This is a genomic window from Shewanella sp. K8 (assembly GCF_028823715.1).
Lineage (GTDB): Bacteria > Pseudomonadota > Gammaproteobacteria > Enterobacterales > Shewanellaceae > Shewanella > Shewanella algae.
On record NZ_JAPEHY010000009.1, the window covers coordinates 16,182 to 35,383 of the forward strand.

11 protein-coding genes are annotated in these 19,202 nt (G+C 53.6%); 6 read left to right on the forward strand and 5 right to left on the reverse strand.

Annotated features, from left to right (window positions below; all coding sequences use genetic code 11):
• Positions 1 to 43: 43 nt before the first annotated feature.
• The 4 genes from lpdA (at position 44) to ON072_RS06900 (ending at position 10,599) form a co-directional block, all read left to right on the forward strand.
• On the forward strand, positions 44 to 1,474 hold the full coding sequence (gene lpdA, locus ON072_RS06885) for a dihydrolipoyl dehydrogenase (RefSeq protein WP_025009237.1): 1,431 nt from the start codon (positions 44 to 46) through the stop codon (positions 1,472 to 1,474).
• 171 nt (positions 1,475 to 1,645) lie between these two features.
• Positions 1,646 to 6,088, forward strand: coding sequence for an EAL domain-containing protein (locus ON072_RS06890; protein WP_261752670.1), 4,443 nt, complete (start codon positions 1,646 to 1,648; stop codon positions 6,086 to 6,088).
• 88 nt (positions 6,089 to 6,176) lie between these two features.
• The gene (locus tag ON072_RS06895; RefSeq protein WP_062793714.1) at positions 6,177 to 8,393 is read left to right on the forward strand and encodes a patatin-like phospholipase family protein; all 2,217 of its coding nucleotides are present in this window, start codon (positions 6,177 to 6,179) and stop codon (positions 8,391 to 8,393) included.
• Between the two features lie 151 nt (positions 8,394 to 8,544).
• A complete protein-coding gene (locus ON072_RS06900) occupies positions 8,545 to 10,599 on the forward strand; it encodes a M13 family metallopeptidase (RefSeq protein WP_028779572.1) in 2,055 nt (684 codons plus the stop codon).
• A gap of 55 nt (positions 10,600 to 10,654) precedes the next feature.
• On the opposite strand, the gene hxpB is transcribed toward ON072_RS06900, so the two are convergent.
• The gene (hxpB, locus tag ON072_RS06905; protein ID WP_261752669.1) at positions 10,655 to 11,317 is read right to left on the reverse strand and encodes a hexitol phosphatase HxpB; all 663 of its coding nucleotides are present in this window, start codon (positions 11,315 to 11,317) and stop codon (positions 10,655 to 10,657) included.
• Positions 11,318 to 11,709: 392 nt separating this feature from the next.
• Here hxpB and acnB point away from each other — a divergent pair, with 392 nt between their 5' ends.
• A complete protein-coding gene (gene acnB, locus ON072_RS06910) occupies positions 11,710 to 14,307 on the forward strand; it encodes a bifunctional aconitate hydratase 2/2-methylisocitrate dehydratase (RefSeq protein WP_234505199.1) in 2,598 nt (865 codons plus the stop codon).
• Positions 14,308 to 14,423: 116 nt separating this feature from the next.
• On the opposite strand, the gene ON072_RS06915 is transcribed toward acnB, so the two are convergent.
• Positions 14,424 to 14,906 (reverse strand): Rsd/AlgQ family anti-sigma factor, encoded by a 483-nt coding sequence (locus tag ON072_RS06915; protein ID WP_025009241.1) that lies wholly within the window; start codon positions 14,904 to 14,906, stop codon positions 14,424 to 14,426.
• A 634-nt stretch (positions 14,907 to 15,540) separates the two neighbouring features.
• On the opposite strand from ON072_RS06915, the gene hemE reads away from it, so the two are divergent.
• A complete protein-coding gene (gene hemE, locus ON072_RS06920; RefSeq protein ID WP_025886797.1) occupies positions 15,541 to 16,605 on the forward strand; it encodes a uroporphyrinogen decarboxylase in 1,065 nt (354 codons plus the stop codon).
• A gap of 51 nt (positions 16,606 to 16,656) precedes the next feature.
• Here hemE and ON072_RS06925 read toward each other — a convergent pair whose 3' ends face one another.
• The 3 genes from ON072_RS06925 to ON072_RS06935 all read right to left on the reverse strand — a co-directional run bounded on the left by ON072_RS06925 (position 16,657) and on the right by ON072_RS06935 (position 18,922).
• On the reverse strand, positions 16,657 to 17,373 hold the full coding sequence (locus tag ON072_RS06925) for a response regulator transcription factor (RefSeq protein WP_261752668.1): 717 nt from the start codon (positions 17,371 to 17,373) through the stop codon (positions 16,657 to 16,659).
• 92 nt (positions 17,374 to 17,465) lie between these two features.
• Positions 17,466 to 18,209 carry a spondin domain-containing protein gene (locus tag ON072_RS06930; RefSeq protein WP_261752667.1) on the reverse strand — a complete coding sequence of 248 codons (744 nt, stop codon included), beginning with the start codon at positions 18,207 to 18,209 and terminating at the stop codon, positions 17,466 to 17,468.
• Positions 18,210 to 18,220: 11 nt separating this feature from the next.
• On the reverse strand, positions 18,221 to 18,922 hold the full coding sequence (locus tag ON072_RS06935) for a spondin domain-containing protein (RefSeq protein WP_025886799.1): 702 nt from the start codon (positions 18,920 to 18,922) through the stop codon (positions 18,221 to 18,223).
• Between the last annotated feature and the right edge of the window lie 280 nt (positions 18,923 to 19,202).

Below are 19,202 nucleotides of genomic sequence, written 5' to 3' on the forward strand. Positions count from 1 at the left end.
GGGCTGGCAGTCCCCAACGGAATGAAAGAAATCAGAGGAAAAAATGAGTAACGAAATCAAAACTCAGGTAGTGGTATTAGGTGCTGGCCCTGCTGGCTATTCTGCGGCTTTTCGCGCGGCAGATTTAGGCCTGGAGACAGTGATTGTTGAGCGTTTCAGCACTCTGGGTGGCGTATGCCTGAATGTGGGTTGTATTCCCTCCAAAGCCCTGTTGCATGTAGCCAAAGTGATTGAAGAAGCCAAGGCGGTATCGGATCACGGTGTCGTGTTCGGCGAGCCCAAAATCGATCTCGACAAGCTGCGTGGCTTTAAAGAGAAAGTGATCGGCCAACTGACCAATGGTCTTGGCGGCATGTCCAAGATGCGTAAAGTGAAGGTGGTTAACGGTTTCGGTAAGTTCACTGGCCCGAACAGCCTCGAAGTGAAAGGTGCCGACGGTGAAACCACAGTGGTTAACTTTGACAACGCCATCATAGCTGCCGGCTCTCGTCCAATTCAGCTGCCTTTCATTCCTCATGAAGATCCACGTATCTGGGACTCTACCGATGCACTGGAACTGAAAGAGATCCCAGGCAAGATGCTGGTCATGGGCGGCGGTATCATAGGTCTGGAAATGGGTACTGTGTACTCGTCTCTGGGCAGTGAAATCGACGTGGTTGAAATGTTCGACCAGGTGATCCCAGCGGCCGATAAAGACGTGGTTAAGGTCTTTACCAAGCAGATCAAGAAGAAATTCAACCTGATGCTGGAAACCAAGGTGACAGCTGTTGAAGCCAAAGAAGACGGTATTTATGTGTCTATGGAAGGTAAGGCTGCGCCTGCCGAGCCAGTGCGTTACGACGCAGTGCTGGTGGCCATTGGCCGTACTCCCAATGGCAAGCTGATCGATGCCGACAAGGCTGGGGTCAAGATTGATGAGCGTGGCTTTATCAATGTCGACAAGCAGCTGCGTACCAATGTGGCCAACATCTTCGCCGTGGGCGATATCGTGGGTCAACCAATGCTGGCTCACAAAGGTGTGCATGAAGGCCACGTGGCTGCAGAAGTGATTGCCGGTATGAAGCACTTCTTCGACCCTAAAGTCATTCCATCCATCGCTTACACAGATCCTGAAGTGGCCTGGGTTGGTCTGACCGAGAAAGAAGCCAAAGAGCAGGGCATAGCTTACGAAACCGCGACCTTCCCATGGGCAGCCAGCGGCCGTGCTATCGCTTCCGATGCCAGCGAAGGTATGACCAAGCTGATTTTCGACAAAGAGACTCACAGAGTGATCGGTGGCGCCATTGTGGGTGTCAACGGCGGTGAGTTGCTGGGTGAAATCGGCCTGGCCATCGAAATGGGTTGTGATGCCGAAGATTTGGCGCTGACCATCCACGCTCACCCGACTCTGCACGAGTCTGTAGGGCTGGCAGCCGAGATCTACGAAGGTTCAATCACAGATCTGCCTAACCCAAAGGCAAAAAAGAAAAAGTAATCTGCTGATTGGGCGTTTGTCCCCAGGAAGTATTGAAATCGGGCTCAGTTGACTGGGCCCGATTTTTTTGTGCTTTGGCTCGGGTATGTAAATGAATTGTTGTTTGCAAGATGAAATTCAGCGGCCTAGCTGGTACATTCAAGATTGGTCACCAAGGTTATTCATCAGCCGATGATAAGAAAACTAATAACAGCAGGTCTTGGGTTATTGCTCTGCCTTTGTTTGGGGGCAGCACCGGCATATGCCGATGAGTTGGTTAAAAGAGTGTTCTCCTCCAGAGACGGCTTGATCAATACCAGTATTCTCGACATCAGTATGGATGAGCGGGGATTTATCTGGCTCTCCACCGAGCAGGGGTTGTATCGCCTCAGTAACGCCAATATCCGCCGTTTGGACCGTGACGGCCTGGAGTCGCGGATGGCCGATGAATATCTGCCCCTGGTCAAGTCTCTCGGGCAACAGCAGATGTTGGTGAGCACTCTGTCTCATGCCTACCTCTACCATATAGCCGATAACCGTTTCCGTCAGTTTGGCAGCGATGAGCTGTTCCCTGAGTATCAGGGCGGCGGCCTAATGAAGAGTTTGAAATCGGCAGCCGGTGACTGGTTGTTGTTAACCGAAAAAGGCCAGGTTTGGCGCTTGAGTCAGGACCTACAACAGCTGCAGAAACTGTTTGACCTACCCTACGACAGTGACCTGCTATGGAGTCAAATCCAACAGCTTGAGAACGGCGACTTGCTGCTGGGTAACGCCTATGGTGTGGAGCTGAGATCGCAAAATGGCAGCGTCAAACAACGCTTGTCATGGCAGGGCAGTTATGGCCGCCTCAACGCCCTGTTTCTCGACAGTAACAACCAGATTTGGATGGCGGCCAGTAAAGGCTTCTATCGGGTTAACCTTGAAAGCAACCGCATAGAGGCCGTGGCCGAAATTCCCTTTTTCACCAGTGTGATCACCGAAGATCTCAAGGGCAACCTGTGGATTGCCAGCAAGCAGGGGTTGCTGAAATGGTCTCCGCACACCCGCAAATTAAAACAGTTCAAAGAGCAGTTAAAGCTCAGGGCCGGTATCGAATACATCAACGCCCTGCAGGTGGACAGCAATGGTTTGATCTGGGTCGGTGGTACAGGACACTCGTTGGCCGTGGTGGCCGACTCCCCCGAGTTTTTACTGGATAGTTTCAGCGCCTCTGAACCCTATAAGCTCAGTGATGAAATGGTGTGGACCATATTGGCTGACGACGAGATGTTGTGGCTGGGAACCGACTCGGGCGTGATTGCCGTTAACCGCAAGACTCAACAGACAAAAACGGCGGTTCCCAGAGGGATGGAGGTCAATGACAGCATCTACAAGATAGATAATCTGGATTCAGAACACCTGCTGCTTTCTTCCACCAACGGTTTGTTTGTGATGAATAAGCAGACTCTGGAAGGGCAACCCTTGGGAGAGTGGAGCGGCAGCGGGCAGTCCCTGAGTCATAAGACAGTGCTCAATACCCTGCATGAGGGCAATCTCTGGTGGTTTGCAACCAGCAATGGTCTCTATGAGTGGGACAAGGAGCAGGGCAGCATCAATAAGAGGAATTTGCCCGGCGCCGAATACAGCGGCAGTAATCCGATTATTTATAGCGTTTACCGCGACAGCAGCGAACGTTTGTGGGTCGGTGGCAACAAGTCGTTCGGTTATCTGGAGCAGGGCGGCGGTTTTCGCTCGTTGGCGACAGTATTTGATGACTTGCCGCATATGCCCACGGTGAGCCAACTGCTGGAATTGAGCCCAGACCGCTTCTGGCTGGCTACCCGTCAGGGAGGCCTGATAGAGCTGGATTTGCAGACCATGAAGATCCGCCGTTTGACGCAAGAGTGGCAACTGGACTGCAATACCGTATTTTTCCTGCAGGATACCGGCGACTACCGTATGGTTGGTTGTACCTATGTGCTGATCCGCCAGGATAAGCACAGCGGTGAAATCAAGGTATTCAACGACGACGATGGCTTGCTGGGCAAGGAGCTCAACGAAGGAGCCTATTTCTATGAACCACAGCAGGGGCTCTATGTGGGCACTCCGGATGGAGTGATGTTGCTGGATGTCGATTCTTTGGTAAACCGTATTCCAAGGCACGGCGCCATTCTCGAATCCATTGCCGCCTACTATGACAACAAGACAGAGCTGAGTCTGGTGCCTACGCCGGGACAGCTCATTGCCCCGGGTGCCAGAATGCTCAGCTTTCAGTTGACCAGTATGGATTATCTGGACGATGCGCCTATCAGCCTCAAGTACCGTTTACGACGTCCTGGTGAGGATGAGCTGAACTATTTACTGCTGGAAAATCAGTCACAGATCAACCTTTCAGGGTTGATCCCCGGTGCCTACCAACTGGAGGTGCTTAGCCAAAATAACGGTATCTGGCAGTCGGAACCCTTCCGTTTCCCTTTCACTGTTGACCTGTTCTGGTGGCAGAGTCGTTGGTTCAAAGGTCTGTTGGTGGTGGCATTATTGGCTATGGTGTTCACCATAGTCTTGCTGCGTCAGCGTCAGGTGCGGCGTTTTATGACCATGAACCTGGCACTGCGCCAGAGCGACGACAGGCTGAGGCAGTCGCTCAGGGGCAGTGAATCGGATCTTTGGGAGTGGCGCCGCGATACAGGCCTGTTTCATCTGGATAATCGCGGCGGCGTGCTTGGGAGTGATGAAGACTTTATTCTTATCGCCATAGACAAGCTGCCGGTGCATCCGGACGACCAGGCCACAGCGCTGGATGAATGGAACAAGATGGTCGAAGGTGAGAGCGACAGATTCGAGTCTGAATACCGCTATCGCCGCCGTGATGGCAGTTGGGGCTGGCTCAGGGTGCGCGGCAGGCCTGTCAGTCATGATCCGGTTTCCGGCAAGGTCAGCAAGGCTGCCGGGATTTACTCTGACATTACCATCAAGCGCCAGTTGGAAGACGAAGTCGAGTTGCTGGCTCAGGCGTTTGAAAACACCTCTGAAGGGGTGTTTATTCTGGATGCCGATGAGGTCATCAAGGTAGCCAACAGAGCGGCTGAGTCGATAGTGGGTCAGGATAGACATAGCCTGCAAGGGCGACACTTTGGCGAGTTGGTGGTTAGCGAAAACTTCCACAAAGACAATGTCGCCACTCTGCTGCAAGGGGTGGAATCCTGGACCGGCGAGCTGGAAATTGTCGGCGTGGCCGGGTCGCGTTGTCCTGTGTGGCTCAATATCTCCTCTATGCAGGATCTCAAGGAACGGGTGCAGCACTATGTGGTGGTGTTCTCCGACATCACAGAGCGGAAACGCACCGAAGCCGATCTGCGCCGTCTGGCTAACTATGATGTGCTGACCGGCTTGCCGAATCGCTCGCTGTTTGCCAACCGCTTGCAGCAGGCGATAGACAGAGCCGATGACAAACAGCAGAAACTGGCCTTGCTGTTTCTGGATCTGGACAGGTTCAAGCATGTCAACGACTCTTACGGCCACAGTATGGGGGATGCCCTGTTGGTGGAGGCGGCCAACAGGCTGCAGTCTGTGATGGATCAGGAGCAGGTGCTGTGTCGTTTCGGTGGTGATGAGTTTGTGATCCTGGTGAATGAAGCCGAGATAGATAAGCTCAACCGTCTGTGTGAGCGCCTGTTGGCGCAAATAGCTCAGCCGTTCGAACTCTATGGACGGGAGTTTTTTATTTCCACCAGTATAGGGATCAGCATTTGGCCCGACGATGCCAGGCAGCCCGAGGCGCTGATCAAGAACGCCGATCAGGCCATGTATCATGCCAAGGAAGAGGGGCGCGGCAACTTCCAATACTACTCCAGTGAGCGTAATGCCGAGGCGCTGTACCACTTGAAATTGGAGGCCATGTTGCGCCACGCCATAGAGCAGGGCGAGTTTGAGCTCTATTATCAGGGCCAGTTTGATGTCAAGGAGCAGCAAAAGTTTATCGGCATGGAGGCCTTGCTGCGCTGGCATCATCCGAGTGAAGGTTTTGTGCGGCCGGATATTTTCATCAAGGTGGCCGAGTCCTGTGGTTTGATTGTTGCCATCGACCGTTGGGTGTTGCGCCAGGCCTGTGAGGATGGTGCCCGCTGGAGCCAGAGTGCGGCCGAGCCGTTCAAGTTGTCGGTGAATGTCAGCGCCGTGCATTTCCGTCACCCGGAATTTATCAGTGGCGTGCTCAATATCCTCGAAGAAACCGGGATGCCGGCCGAATATCTGGCGCTGGAGATCACCGAAGGGGTGTTGATGAAAGAGCTGCACATTGCCCGTCAGCATTTGAAACAGCTGAGAGCCCACGGCATAGAAGTCGCTATCGATGACTTTGGTACCGGCTACTCTTCTTTGGCTTATCTGCGCCACTTTGAAGTCAACACTCTGAAGATAGATCGCTCCTTCCTCAAGGATATTGCCGGCAACAGTGCCGATCAGGCGATTGTCAGCAGTATTGTCGAGTTGGCCCGTAACCTCAGGCTCAAGGTCGTGGCCGAAGGGGTGGAAACCCGGGAGCAGTTGCAACAGGTCACTCACAGAGGCTGCCACATCATTCAGGGTTATTACTTTGCCAAACCTGTGCCGGCCGCCGAACTGGCATCCTGGTTTTACGAGACGCACCACCAATAATCGCTGCTTATACTCACTTGGAACTTTCTCTTTACTGTAAATTCTTTGTTAGAATATGCCGACTCTAATTCTGGAACTCTTGCTAGGTATGAAGACCTCTCTGCGCTTACTGGTTTTGATAGGCACTCTGTTGAGTGTGGCTGCCGTGGCGGCCGAACGTCCCAAAGTGGGCCTGGTTCTCAGTGGCGGTGGTGCCAAGGGCGCAGCGCATGTCGGGGTTCTCAAGATGCTCGAGGCCAACAATATTCCGGTCGACTATGTTGCCGGTACCAGCATAGGCGCCTATGTCGGCGGCCTTTATGCGCTGGGTTATAGTGCCACTGAAATTGAAACCATCATGATGAATGAAGACTGGTCCAAGGGGTATTCGGATACCATTCCGCGCCAGGCCATGAGCTATCGTGATAAGCAGCAAAGAGATCAATACAATATTCCGCTTAACCTGGGGATCCGCGGCGGTGAAGTACAGTCGCCGAGTGGCGTGCTCCTCGGGCAAACCATGTCGCAGCTGTACCGCAACACTACGGATCTGGTGCGGGAGTTCAACAGTTTCAACGAATTGTCCATTCCCTACCGGGCAGTGGCCACCGATTTGGAAACCAGTCTGCCTGTGGTGATCAGCAGTGGTAGCTTGGTGGAAGCGATGCAGGCCTCGGCCACAGTGCCTGGAGCGCTGCAACCGGCTGAAATCGATGGCAAGTTGCTGGTGGATGGTGGCATTGCCAACAATATGCCTGTGGATGTGGTCAAGGCCATGGGCGCGGATGTCATTATCGCCGTCGATATAGGTTCGCCATTGGTGAAAAAGGATCAGCTCAACGGCACCATAGCGGTGTTGAACCAGCTGTCCACCATGCTGACCAATGCCAGTACAGAGCGGCAAAAGGCACTGTTGACCAAAGACGATATCCTGATCCGTCCGGCCATAGATAAGCTCAGCACCACAGACTTTGCTGATATGCCCAAGGCGCTGGAAGCCGGGGTGACGGCCGCGGTGCAGCATACGGCCAGGTTGAGCCAACTGGCGGTGCCTCCCGAGGAATACCGTGCTTATGTGCAGCAAAAGCGCGACGCCAGTCGTGACTGGCTCGATAATCTGGAGAGGCCCGTTACCCGCATAGTCCTTAACAATCAGTCCAAAGTCAGTGATTCGCTGCTGGATGACATACTGGATATCGAGGTGGGTGACAGAGTCACCAAGCAGCAGTTGAACGAAAGCATTGCCCGGCTTTACTCGCTGAACAAGTTCGAGCGGGTCAGCGCCGAGTTTCAGGACACAGATGAAGGCCGGGTGTTAACCGTGACCACCAAGGCCAAGTCCTGGGGCCCCAACTACTTCCAGTTTGGTTTTAACTGGGAAGACGACTTTTCGCTGGACTCGGCAGTGACTCTGGATGCTGCTTTGACCATGACAGACCTCACCGAAAATGGCGGTGAGTGGCGCAATGAAGTGAAGATGGGCTTCGAGAAGTTGCTCGGCACCGAGTTTTATCAACCTTTGGACCGGGATCAGCAGTTTTATGCCCGCGCCCGTTACCAGTACGAGATCAAGAGCTGGGATCTGTTTGATGCCAACAAACTCTACTTCGAGTTGGATCGCAAGAGCCACAGAATCGACCTGGGTTTGGGGTACAACTATGTCAAACAGGGCCGGATTGAGCTGGGGCTGACAGGTGAGTCGGGGGTGGTGTCCAACGAGGCCTTCTTTGAAGATCTCAAGTTCAACACCTACGGCGCCTATTTCAAGTTTGGCTACGACACTCTGGACAGCATCAGCTTCCCCACCTCGGGCAATCGCTTCACCCTGAATATCTACCTGCGCAATGAGGAGTATGAGGAGGGCGACTTCAAGACAGACCCCGAGCACTCGTTGCAGATTGAAGCAGACTGGAAAGGGGTGGTCAGTGTCGGCAATCACTCCTTCGTCGGTAAGGCCTCTTATTCAACCGTGGATAAAGATGGCAACTTTACTCTCTATGTCTCCGACCTCGGCGGTTTCCTTAATCTTTCCGGCTACCACAAGAACTCTATTGCCGGCGCCCAGAAGGTGTTTGGTGCCTTTATCTATCAGTATGATCTCGGCCGTGATGCGCTGGGGATGAAGGACTTCCCTCTATACTTGGGGGCCAGTCTGGAAGCGGGTAATGTGTGGGGGCTGGATGAACATGTGATGTTTAACGATCTCATCTATTCCAGCAGCCTGTTCCTGGGCACAGATACCCAACTGGGGCCAGCGGCACTGGGCTTTGGTTTCAGCGATAATGGCGAAAATGCTGTCTACCTGTTTATCGGCAAAAACTTCTAATGCGGGCCTGGCCAGTCTGTGACCCGCTCTGTAGTGTTCATAGATATTTACAAAAATCCACTACAGACTGGTCACAGGGAGTGCTAAGGTTTGAAACTGGTATCTTTGTAACAATATAACTATCTGAACAATCACAAATTCGGGGAAGAAAATGAGCAAAATAAGCACCCTGGCATTGGGCATCGCCCTCAGCCTTGGTTTGGCTTCCTGTGCCAGCCAGCAAGCGCCGCAGTCGCAAGTAGAAGTGAAAAAGGCCTCCGGTATTGAGCTGGAAAACTTTGACCATCAGGTTCGCCATCAGGACGATTTCTACTACAGCGTCAACGGTAAGTGGTTGGCCACTACGCCTATCCCGGCCGACAAATCCAACTATGGTGCCTTCTCTGTTCTTTACGAAGAAAGCCAGGCAGCCCTGAAACAGATTATCGAAGAAGCCGCCGCCAAGCCCAATAAGGCCGAAGGTTCAGTGGAGCAGAAGATAGGCGATTTCTATGCCGCCTATATGGATAGCACTCTGACTGACCAACTGGGGATTGCGCCGCTCAAAGGGCAACTGGCAGATATCGCCAAAACCGCCAGCCACGCCGATATTGCCGCACTGATGGGTAAACTGCTGACCGATGGCTCCGGCATTCCCTTTGGTTTTTACGTTAACAACGATGCCAAGAATTCCAGCCAGTACGGGGTTTACCTGTACCAGAGCGGCCTGACACTGCCGGATCGTGATTACTACCTCAAGGACGATCCCAAGTTTGTCGCCAACCGCGAAGCGATGCGTGAATATGTCCGCAATCTGATGAGCGCCGCCGGTTACCCTCACGCGGATGCCGCCGCAGCCAATGTCGCCAACATTGAACTCTTTATTGCCCAGAGCCAGTGGAGCCGGGTCGAGTCTCGCGACGCCAACAAGGCCTACAACAAGATGAGCCTGAAAGAGCTGCAGCAGTTGATGAGCGGCTTTGACTTTGACGGTTTCGCCAAGGCTGCCGGTCTTACCGGTAAGACCCAGGACGTGATAGTGCGTCAACCTTCCTACTTTGAGAAACTGGGTGCCGAGTTCGGCAAGTTCCCTGTTTCAGCCTGGCAAGACTACCTGGCATTCCATCTGGTGGACTCCTATGCCGGCTTGCTGAGCCAGCAGTTTGTCGATCTGCACTTTGATTTCCACAGCAAAACCTTGATGGGTATTCAGGAGCAAAAACCACGCTGGAAGCGGGCCGTCGATGGCGCCGATCAAGTGATTGGTGAGCTGGTGGGTAAAGAATACGTTGCCCGTCACTTCCAGCCGGAAGCCAAGGCGCGGATGGAGTCGATGATCAAGAACTTGATCAAGGGCTTTGAAGTCAGCATCGATGAGTTGGAGTGGATGACACCTGAGACCAAGAAAGCGGCTCAGGAAAAACTGTCCAAGTTTACCTACAAGATAGGTTATCCGGACAAGTGGAAAGACTACAGCAATCTGGAGATCAAGGCCGACGATCTGGTGGGTAACTATCAGCGTTATGCCCGTTTCGAATACCAGGACATGCTGGCTAAGCTGGGCAAGCCAATCGATCGCAGCGAGTGGCACATGACACCGCAGACGGTGAACGCCTACTACAACCCTGTGATGAACGAAATCGTGTTCCCGGCCGCCATTCTGCAGCCGCCTTTCTTCAACATGGAAGCCGATGACGCGGTGAACTATGGTGGCATAGGCGCGGTGATTGGCCACGAGATCAGCCATGGTTTTGATGATCAGGGCGCCAAGTATGACGGCGACGGTAACCTGCGCAACTGGTGGACAGACAAAGACCGCGAAGAGTTCCAGAAGCGCGGCGCGCAGCTGTCTGCCCAGTACAGCCAGTTTGAAGCTCTGCCCGGCAAGTTCGTCAACGGTGACCTGACTCTGGGCGAGAACATAGGCGATCTGGGTGGCTTGACCGTTGCCCTGCGCTCTTATCACCTGAGCCTCAACGGTAAAGAAGCACCGGTAATGGACGGCCTGACCGGCGATCAGCGTTTCTTCGTCGGTTGGTCACAGGTGTGGCGCCGCAACTACCGTGACGAGGAGCTGGGACGTCGTCTGCTGACTGACCCGCATTCACCCAGCCACTACCGCGCCATGGGCACTCCCCGCAACGTGGAAGGTTTCTACAAAGCCTTCGACCTCAAGCCGACTGACAAGATGTATCTGTCGGAAGAGGACAGAGTGAAGATCTGGTAAGGCGGATTACCAGAAAACAGAGCCAGGCAGATGCCTGGCTCTGTTGTATTCGGACTTACAGGGTATCAAGCAGTGCCGGCAGGGCTTCCAGGCTATCACGCTGATGATGCGCCGCAGCCCAGCGGGGATCCTGGCGCTGCTCGGCTGCCGGGACTATCAAGGTCTGCATATTGGCGGCGCGAGCGGCTATCAGGCCGTTGAAGGAGTCTTCCACCGCCAGGCAGCGGCTTGGTGGCAATGCCAGTTTGGCGGCGCAGGAGAGATAAACCTTAGGGTGGGGTTTACCGAGTGGAAAATCCTGAGCCGATTGTATCGCATCGAAGGCTTCTGTGATGGCGAGTTTGCCAAGCACGGCATCGATAATATCCCAGGAGGAAGAGGTGGCCAGGCCCACTTTCAGGCCTCGGCTGCGACAGGCGCTGAGGGCATCGACAACACCAGGCATGGGTTTGCCATCGCGGCGGATATAGGCGATTACCGCCGCTATGATTTGATCGGCGATATATTGAGGTTCTACTTTGACCTTGGGAAAGCGCTGTAACCAGAAGTCCACCACCTGATCGATTCGCAGGCCAGTGGTTTGCTGTATGGCTTCACGGCTGACTGTCATCCCCAGCTGCTGCAAAACCTGATACTCGGCTTGCTGCCAGACGGGCTCTGAGTCGATCAATATCCCATCCATATCAAAAATAACGGCCTGTATTGCGGGTGCTTGCATGGAAAAGTCTCAAAAACGGCGCGGATTTGGACGCAGGATAACGAAAAGCGGCCCCGGGATGCAAAATTATCCCGGCAGGGGAGATTAGGAGATGCTTGGCTGAAGGCGTTTGAATTTAATTCGATTACTACAATCTAATTATTTGTATTTAAATGAAAAAATCATTTTTTCAAACTATTGTCTAATTTCCTTTGTTTAATGAGGGGCTTAGTGTGTCGCCGACCTTGGGATTTTGCCACGATTTCTCAGTTGCCTTAGTGTGATCTCATTCATACTTTTGCAAAGCTGTAGTATACTGCAGGCCGGAATTTACGGGTCGATCCTGTGGGGCTGTCAGCTTCATTCATGAAGACGTGCAGTCGTAAGAGCGCCTAACAAAGAGGAATGTTGCCGTGCTAGAAGCATATCGTAAACACGTCGAAGAGCGTGCTGCTGAGGGCGTAGTCCCTAAGCCATTGGATGCACATCAAGTGGCTGAGCTTGTTGAATTAGTGAAAAACCCACCTGCAGGCGAAGAAGAATTTATTCTTAACCTGCTCGAAAATCGTATTCCCCCAGGTGTTGACGAAGCCGCCTATGTTAAGGCCGGTTTCCTGGATGCCGTTGCCAAGGGTGAGGTGAAATCCCCAATCCTGAGCGCCGAGCGTGCGCTGGAACTCTTGGGTACCATGCAGGGCGGTTACAACATCGAACCCCTGATCCGCCAATTGGACAACGAGCAGATGGCCCCGCTGGCAGTTAAGGCTCTGTCCCATACCCTGCTGATGTTCGATGCCTTCCACGATGTGGTTGAGAAGATGAAGGCGGGTAACGCCTATGCCAAGCAAGTGGTTGAGTCCTGGGCCAATGCCGAGTGGTTCCTCAGCCGTCCCAAGCTGGCCGATAAAATCTCTCTGACCGTATTCAAGGTCACAGGCGAAACCAACACCGACGACCTGTCTCCGGCTCCTGATGCCTGGTCACGTCCCGATATCCCACTGCACGCCTTGGCGATGCTGAAAAACGCCCGCGAAGGTATTGAGCCGGATCAGCCAGGCGTAGTAGGCCCAATCAAGAAGATTGAAGAACTCAAGGCCAAGGGCTTCCCACTGGTTTATGTGGGCGACGTGGTCGGTACAGGTTCTTCCCGTAAGTCGGCGACCAACTCTGTGCTGTGGTTCATGGGCGATGATATTCCATTCGTGCCCAACAAGCGTGCCGGTGGTTTCTGCCTCGGTGGCAAGATAGCCCCTATCTTCTTCAACACCATGGAAGATGCCGGTGCTCTGCCGATTGAGTTGGATGTGGGCAATATGGAGATGGGCGATGTTATCGACATCTACCCTTATGCCGGTAAAGTGACCCGTCACGACAGCGACGAAGTGATTTCTGAGTTCAAACTCAAGACTGATGTGCTGCTGGACGAAGTGCGTGCCGGTGGCCGTATTCCATTGATCATCGGCCGCGGTCTGACCGACAAGGCCCGTGAAGCACTTGGTCTGGAAGCCTCCGATGTCTTCGTGCGTCCAGGTGACGTTGCCGATACCGGCAAGGGTTATACCCTGGCGCAGAAGATGGTAGGTAAGGCCTGTGGCGTAGAAGGTATCCGCCCCGGCCAATACTGTGAACCCAAGATGACTTCTGTCGGTTCTCAGGACACTACCGGCCCTATGACACGTGACGAGCTGAAAGACTTGGCCTGTCTCGGTTTCAGCGCCGATTTGACCATGCAGTCTTTCTGTCACACTGCCGCTTATCCCAAGCCTGTAGATGTGAATACGCACCACACTCTGCCTGACTTCATTATGAACCGCGGCGGTGTTTCCCTGCGTCCAGGTGACGGTGTTATTCACTCCTGGCTGAACCGCATGCTGCTGCCTGATACCGTAGGTACAGGTGGTGACTCGCACACCCGTTTCCCAATCGGTATCTCTTTCCCAGCCGGTTCCGGTCTGGTGGCTTTTGCCGCCGCTACCGGTGTTATGCCACTGGATATGCCTGAGTCTGTGCTGGTGCGCTTCAAGGGTAAGATGCAGCCTGGTATCACTCTGCGTGATCTGGTGCATGCGATTCCGCACAAGGCCATCGAAATGGGTCTGCTGACCGTTGAGAAGAAGGGCAAGAAGAACATCTTCTCCGGTCGTATTCTCGAAATCGAAGGTCTGGAGCACCTCAAGGTTGAGCAGGCATTCGAACTGTCTGATGCGTCTGCCGAGCGCTCTGCCGCCGGTTGTACCATCAAGCTGGATAAAGATCCTATCATCGAGTACCTGAACTCCAACATAGTCATGCTCAAGTGGATGATCGCCGAAGGCTACGGCGACCGCCGTACCATAGAACGTCGTATCAAGGGCATGGAAGAGTGGTTGGCGAACCCTGAACTGATGGAAGCCGACAAGGATGCCGAGTATTCAGCGGTTATTGAGATCGATCTGAATGAGATCAAAGAGCCTATTCTGTGTGCACCGAACGATCCCGATGACGCCGTGTTGCTGTCTCAGGTAGCCAACACCCAGATTGATGAAGTGTTTGTTGGTTCCTGTATGACCAACATAGGTCACTTCCGCGCCACGGGTAAGATGCTGGACAAGTTTGCCAAGACGCTGCCGACTCGTCTGTGGATTGCTCCACCAACCAAAATGGATAAGGATCAGCTGACCGAAGAAGGTTACTACGGTATCTTCGGCCGCGTCGGTGCCCGTATCGAGATCCCGGGTTGTTCTCTGTGTATGGGTAACCAGGCACGGGTTGCCGAAGGCGCGACTGTCGTTTCGACTTCTACCCGTAACTTCCCGAACCGCCTGGGTACAGGTGCCAATGTGTATCTGGCCTCTGCCGAGCTGGCTGCCGTTGCAGCGCTGCTGGGACGTTTGCCAAGCCCTGAAGAGTATCAGGAATATGCCAAGGAACTGGACGCAACAGCGGCCGATACCTACAGATACCTGAACTTCGACCAACTGGAGTCTTACACCAAGAAAGCCGGTGAAGTGATCTTCCAGTCAGCGGTTTAAGTTATCGCAATAACAAAAGCCAGCTCATAGAGCTGGCTTTTTTGTGTCTGAAACGAGCTGAAAGCGAGTGCAATAAGGCGCAAGGAACGGCGATAAGCTGCAGACTCGTTAAGGGATCAGTTGATGGTCGGTGCCAACTTCTTATTGTGCAGCACTTCCAACATTCTGTCTTCCAACTGGAAGCGGGTCTCCAGGGCGTGCACCAGTTCGGCGAGATCTTTATCCAGCTGGTAGAGCAGATCGTCGCTTTCCAGCTCGGAATACTTGTCGCTGAAGTCCAGGGCCTGATCTGTGGTCTCGACAATCTTCGGCAGCAACTGCTGTGCCAGTGCCTTGTTCGATTGTCCCTGTTCGTCACAGGCGTCGACTACCTTGTTGAAGACTTCGAAATGACCTTCCGAGACATAATCCACCAGCAGATTGCAGAAGCTGCGAACCTGATCGACACAGGGCAGGGACTTGTCACGGTTTTCATAAGGAGCCAGTCCGGCCAACTTACAGTAATAAACCAGTAACTTTCTGCGGTTGTTCAACCATTGATCCACCAGAGCATTGGCTCCGCCCCATTTTTGCTCGGCCTGTTCAAGTTGTTTCAGCATGATCTTCTCATCCTTATCGCCGCACTTGTTCCTAATTTAGGTGACAAGTTAGCCAGTGATCAACTCTTTTCGGTGTGTAGACGACTTTTTTACACATGGACAAACCAGTTGTTTTGTATACAAAAACAACTCAAATGTTAAATTGTGTATCCAGGCGTGGAATGGGAAATAAAAAGCCCAGCGGTAGAAACTACAGCTGGGCGAGGAAAGTTTTAACAGGCTCGATGTGACGAGCTTCTTGATTGTTCTTGCTAGCGCAGACTTTTTATACCAAAGGGTGGGAACCTGTGCAACTTTTTTCTGTCATAAGACATTAGTCTGACGCCTCAATCTTTATACTTTTGTTGTGAGAATGTGATCCCGGGCCGATTGTGTCGGCAAGTCTTGAGCTTCATCAAGTTCCCCTGTATTCCGTTTATCTGTTTGATTACTGCTTTTGGTTCACACCCATGGCTTGGTGCCTATCAGTTTGCCTGTGGAGCGGCCTGGATGGCTTGGCAGTACGCAAACTTCTCACTGGAATAGTATTTATCCATGCCTGTGGTCACATAAATACTCAGACACAGGTTACAATACAGCCGCAAATGCTAAACTACCGCCCCAGCAGATCTCAATCGGAGTAGGAATAAGCCCAATGGCAGAATTAAAAAACGATCGTTATTTACGTGCGCTGCTCAAGCAACCTGTTGATGTTACCCCAGTTTGGATGATGCGCCAGGCTGGCCGCTATCTGCCAGAATATCGCGCTACCCGCGCCGAAGCCGGTGATTTTATGGCGCTGTGCCGTAATGCCGAACTGGCTTGTGAAGTTACCCTGCAGCCGCTGCGTCGTTTTGAACTGGATGCGGCAATCCTGTTTTCCGATATTTTGACTGTGCCTGATGCCATGGGGTTGGGCCTGTATTTCGAAGCCGGTGAAGGCCCTCGCTTTGAGCGTCCAACCGACACCATTGAAGCCATCAAGAAGCTAGCTGTCCCGGATCCGGAAGATGAGCTCGGTTATGTGATGAAAGCCGTCAGCACCATTCGCCGTGAACTCAAGGGTGAAGTGCCATTGATCGGTTTCTCCGGTTCACCATGGACACTGGCCACTTATATGGTTGAAGGTGGTTCCAGCAAGGCCTTCGAAAAGATCAAGCGGATGATGTATGCCGAGCCTGCCGCCCTGCACATGCTGCTGGACAAGCTGGCCGATTCCGTAACCCTGTATCTGAACGCCCAAATTGCCAACGGCGCTCAAGCCGTGATGATCTTTGACTCTTGGGGCGGCGCGCTGTCTCATGCGGCCTATCGCGAGTTCTCACTGCGTTACATGCAGAAGATAATCGATGGTCTGAATCGTCATGCCGAAGGCCGTCAGGTACCAGTGACCCTGTTTACCAAAGGCGGTGGTCTGTGGCTTGAAGCCATGGCTGAAACCGGCTGTGATGCTCTGGGTCTGGACTGGACCATAGACATTGGCGATGCCCGCAAGCGTGTGGGTGACAAGGTGGCCCTGCAGGGCAATATGGACCCATCGACTCTGTACGCATCTCCTGAGCGTATTCGTGAGGAAGTGGCACAGATCCTGGCCAGCTATGGTCAAGGTACGGGCCATGTATTCAACCTGGGTCATGGTATCCACCAGCATGTGGATCCTGAGCACGCCGGAGCCTTCGTCAAGTCGGTACACGAGCTGTCTGCCCAGTACCACAAGTAAGCATTCGCTCAATAAAAAAGCCCGCAGTGCGGGCTTTTTTTTATTGCTTTTTCAGTAATGGCTGGCCTGCTCGGGTGGTGAAAACTTGTATCCCACCCCCCATACGGTGGTCACTATGGGCTCACTCTTGGGACATGCGGCCAATTTGGTGCGCAGGCGGTTGATATGGCTGTTGACCGTGTGTTCGTAGCCCGCGTAATTTGAACCCCAAACGCCTTGCAACAGTTGCATCCGGCTGAATACCTGTCTCGGCCGCTTGGCCATAAACAGCAAGAGATCAAACTCTCTGGCGGTTAACTGCAGTGGCCGGCCAAAGGCCTTGACCTCACGGGTAGCACTATTGATGCTGAGGCCGTTGAATTCGAGTTGCTGACCCGGCAGCTTGATGTATTCGCCCCGTCTGAGCCAGGCCCTGATCCGGGCACGTATCTCCAAAGTGCCACAGCTTTGAAGCAGGTAGTCATCGGCACCGGCCTCAAGAGCCAGAACCACATCGGCCTCGTTGTCGGACTCCCCCAGAAGCAATAGCGGCAGATTCGGATACTCTTGCCTGAGCATCTGACAACGGCCGAGCATGTCACCGTCAGGCAGTTGGCGTGTCATGATCAACAGGGCCAGAGGTTTACTCGCCAGCAGTCTTCTGGCCTGTTGAAAACTCGTCGCTTGCCATAGCTGGCAGTCCAGAGTCTCGAGATTGAGGCGTTGGATATCGGCCAGGCTGTGATCATGGGCAAGCAGCAGGATCTGCGGTGTGCTGGATGGGATCATCTTGGGCTCCGAATCAACTCTGGGTATTGGAGTTGACCCGGCGCCGCGGGTTTTTCTTTCAGGTTCTTATCTTGGGTGCAAAGCGCTGAAGACTAGGACTTACGGTAGATCACTATCTTGAGCACCGGATTATCGAACCTGTGCGAGGGCGCCAAGACCGAGTCGGCCAGACCGTCATCGGCCGAGATAACCCCAGGATGGAGATGTACTCTATCGACATCATCCCTGGCACTGTTAAAGCCTTCACCGCCATCGGCCGGGTCGGGAATACTGCCTTTGGTTTCTGAGTTGGCTTCGGTGCCGGCATCGTAGGCGGGAGCAAGCAGTTGCAAGCTCTCATTGGCTGCCAGGTTACTCAGGTCTACCTGCTGAATGCCACTGAAAGCGTCATTGGTATTCACCAGCATAGTGACCAGGGCCAAGGTCATATTCTCTTCTGAGGTCAGGTTCAGGCTGAAGTCCTGGGTCATCCCGGGGGCAAGCGGAGCTTCGGCGCTCATCAGTGTGTGGACTCCGCTGATATTGGCCAACTCGCTGTTGTCGCCACCTTCTGCGAGTCGCTCGAGTGCCAGGCTTGCCGGCGAGCCGTTTTGCCAGAGTTGCAGCTCTTTGTCGGTAGTCAACAGGGCGATAGGTGATAGAGGTTGGTTAGCGGTCAGGTTGGTCACCCGGATATCGAATTTGCTGGTAGCAGGCTCAGGTTCCGGTGGCTGGGGTGGCGTGCCGGGATGGTCATTGTCCGAGCAGGCTGTCAGCATTACCAGTGCCAGTATCAGCACCAGGGACAGGGCAAAGACTCGGGCCTGAGTCGGTTCTCTAGGGCTTGTAGTGTTCATCTGCCGCTCCTTTACTTGACGGTAACGATCAAGGCGGCAACCGGGTTCAGCCAACGATGGATACGGCTGTCGACATCGCTGATGCCGCCATTGGGATCTGTATCCCCGAGTAGTCCCGGGTGAATATGCACCCTGTCATTGCTCGAGTCGTCCATCACGCCGGTGCCGTTCTGGCCGCCCATACCATCGGGCGCCGCCGGAATGCCGGGAACTCCAGGCGCGCCGCCACCGGTTATCTGCTCGTCGTTGGCTTCAGTCCCGGCATCATAGGCATTGAGATAGAGGGTATAGCTGCCCGGAGTGCTGGGTATTTCCCAACCGTCCAAGCCGACAAAGGCATCATTGGTGGGCAGCAACATGGCCACCAGACTCAGATGGGTCAGGGCGCCACTATCCAGCATTACCTTTTCAACCCTGGCACCAGGGGCCAGTAAGCCGGCGGCTGGGTTGGCCACAATCACGCCGTTGTTGGCTGTGACTGCCTGTTGCAGTTCGCTGATATCTCCGCCTTCTGCCATCTTCTGCAGGGCAGAGCTTGCGGGCTCTCCGGCTTGAAACAGGTGACTGTTGCCGTCATGGGCGGCGATAAGCAAGGGGGTAAAGTGGTTGCCATGGGTCAGGTTGTTGATACTTATCTCCAACTGGGCGGCTTGGGATAACTGGCTCAGTGGCAGTGTGCTCAACAGCAGTGGTAGTAGTAACTTGGGTTTCATCGGCTTGCTCCTTCTTATGGGGATAAGTCCAGTGTTTACCCTGGAGTTCACCTCAAGGTCGCCGGTTTATCACGAAAACTTCACTTTTTCGGGGCGGGGAATGGCTAATCTGCAGCGATTGTGATTTTCAATTTTGCAAATTGTGCTCAAAAGCACATACCTAACCGCCTTTTACTGCGCCAAATCAACACAATTGGATAACAGTCAGGGCAAGCTGGTGCAGTTTGTCGCGGGCAAAGTGGCGGCAAACGGGCAATGACGCCAGTCAAGAGTTTTAACC

What these genes read in the sequence shown, in the direction of transcription:
- lpdA (WP_025009237.1), top strand. Translation starts at nt 44, where the DNA reads ATGAGTAACGAAATCAAAACTCAGGTAGTGGTATTAGGTGCTGGCCCT.
- ON072_RS06890 (WP_261752670.1), top strand. Translation starts at nt 1,646, where the DNA reads ATGATAAGAAAACTAATAACAGCAGGTCTTGGGTTATTGCTCTGCCTT.
- ON072_RS06895 (WP_062793714.1), top strand. Translation starts at nt 6,177, where the DNA reads ATGAAGACCTCTCTGCGCTTACTGGTTTTGATAGGCACTCTGTTGAGT.
- ON072_RS06900 (WP_028779572.1), top strand. Translation starts at nt 8,545, where the DNA reads ATGAGCAAAATAAGCACCCTGGCATTGGGCATCGCCCTCAGCCTTGGT.
- hxpB (WP_261752669.1), bottom strand. Translation starts at nt 11,317, where the DNA reads ATGCAAGCACCCGCAATACAGGCCGTTATTTTTGATATGGATGGGATA.
- ON072_RS06915 (WP_025009241.1), bottom strand. Translation starts at nt 14,906, where the DNA reads ATGCTGAAACAACTTGAACAGGCCGAGCAAAAATGGGGCGGAGCCAAT.
- hemE (WP_025886797.1), top strand. Translation starts at nt 15,541, where the DNA reads ATGGCAGAATTAAAAAACGATCGTTATTTACGTGCGCTGCTCAAGCAA.
- ON072_RS06925 (WP_261752668.1), bottom strand. Translation starts at nt 17,373, where the DNA reads ATGATCCCATCCAGCACACCGCAGATCCTGCTGCTTGCCCATGATCAC.
- ON072_RS06930 (WP_261752667.1), bottom strand. Translation starts at nt 18,209, where the DNA reads ATGAACACTACAAGCCCTAGAGAACCGACTCAGGCCCGAGTCTTTGCC.
- ON072_RS06935 (WP_025886799.1), bottom strand. Translation starts at nt 18,922, where the DNA reads ATGAAACCCAAGTTACTACTACCACTGCTGTTGAGCACACTGCCACTG.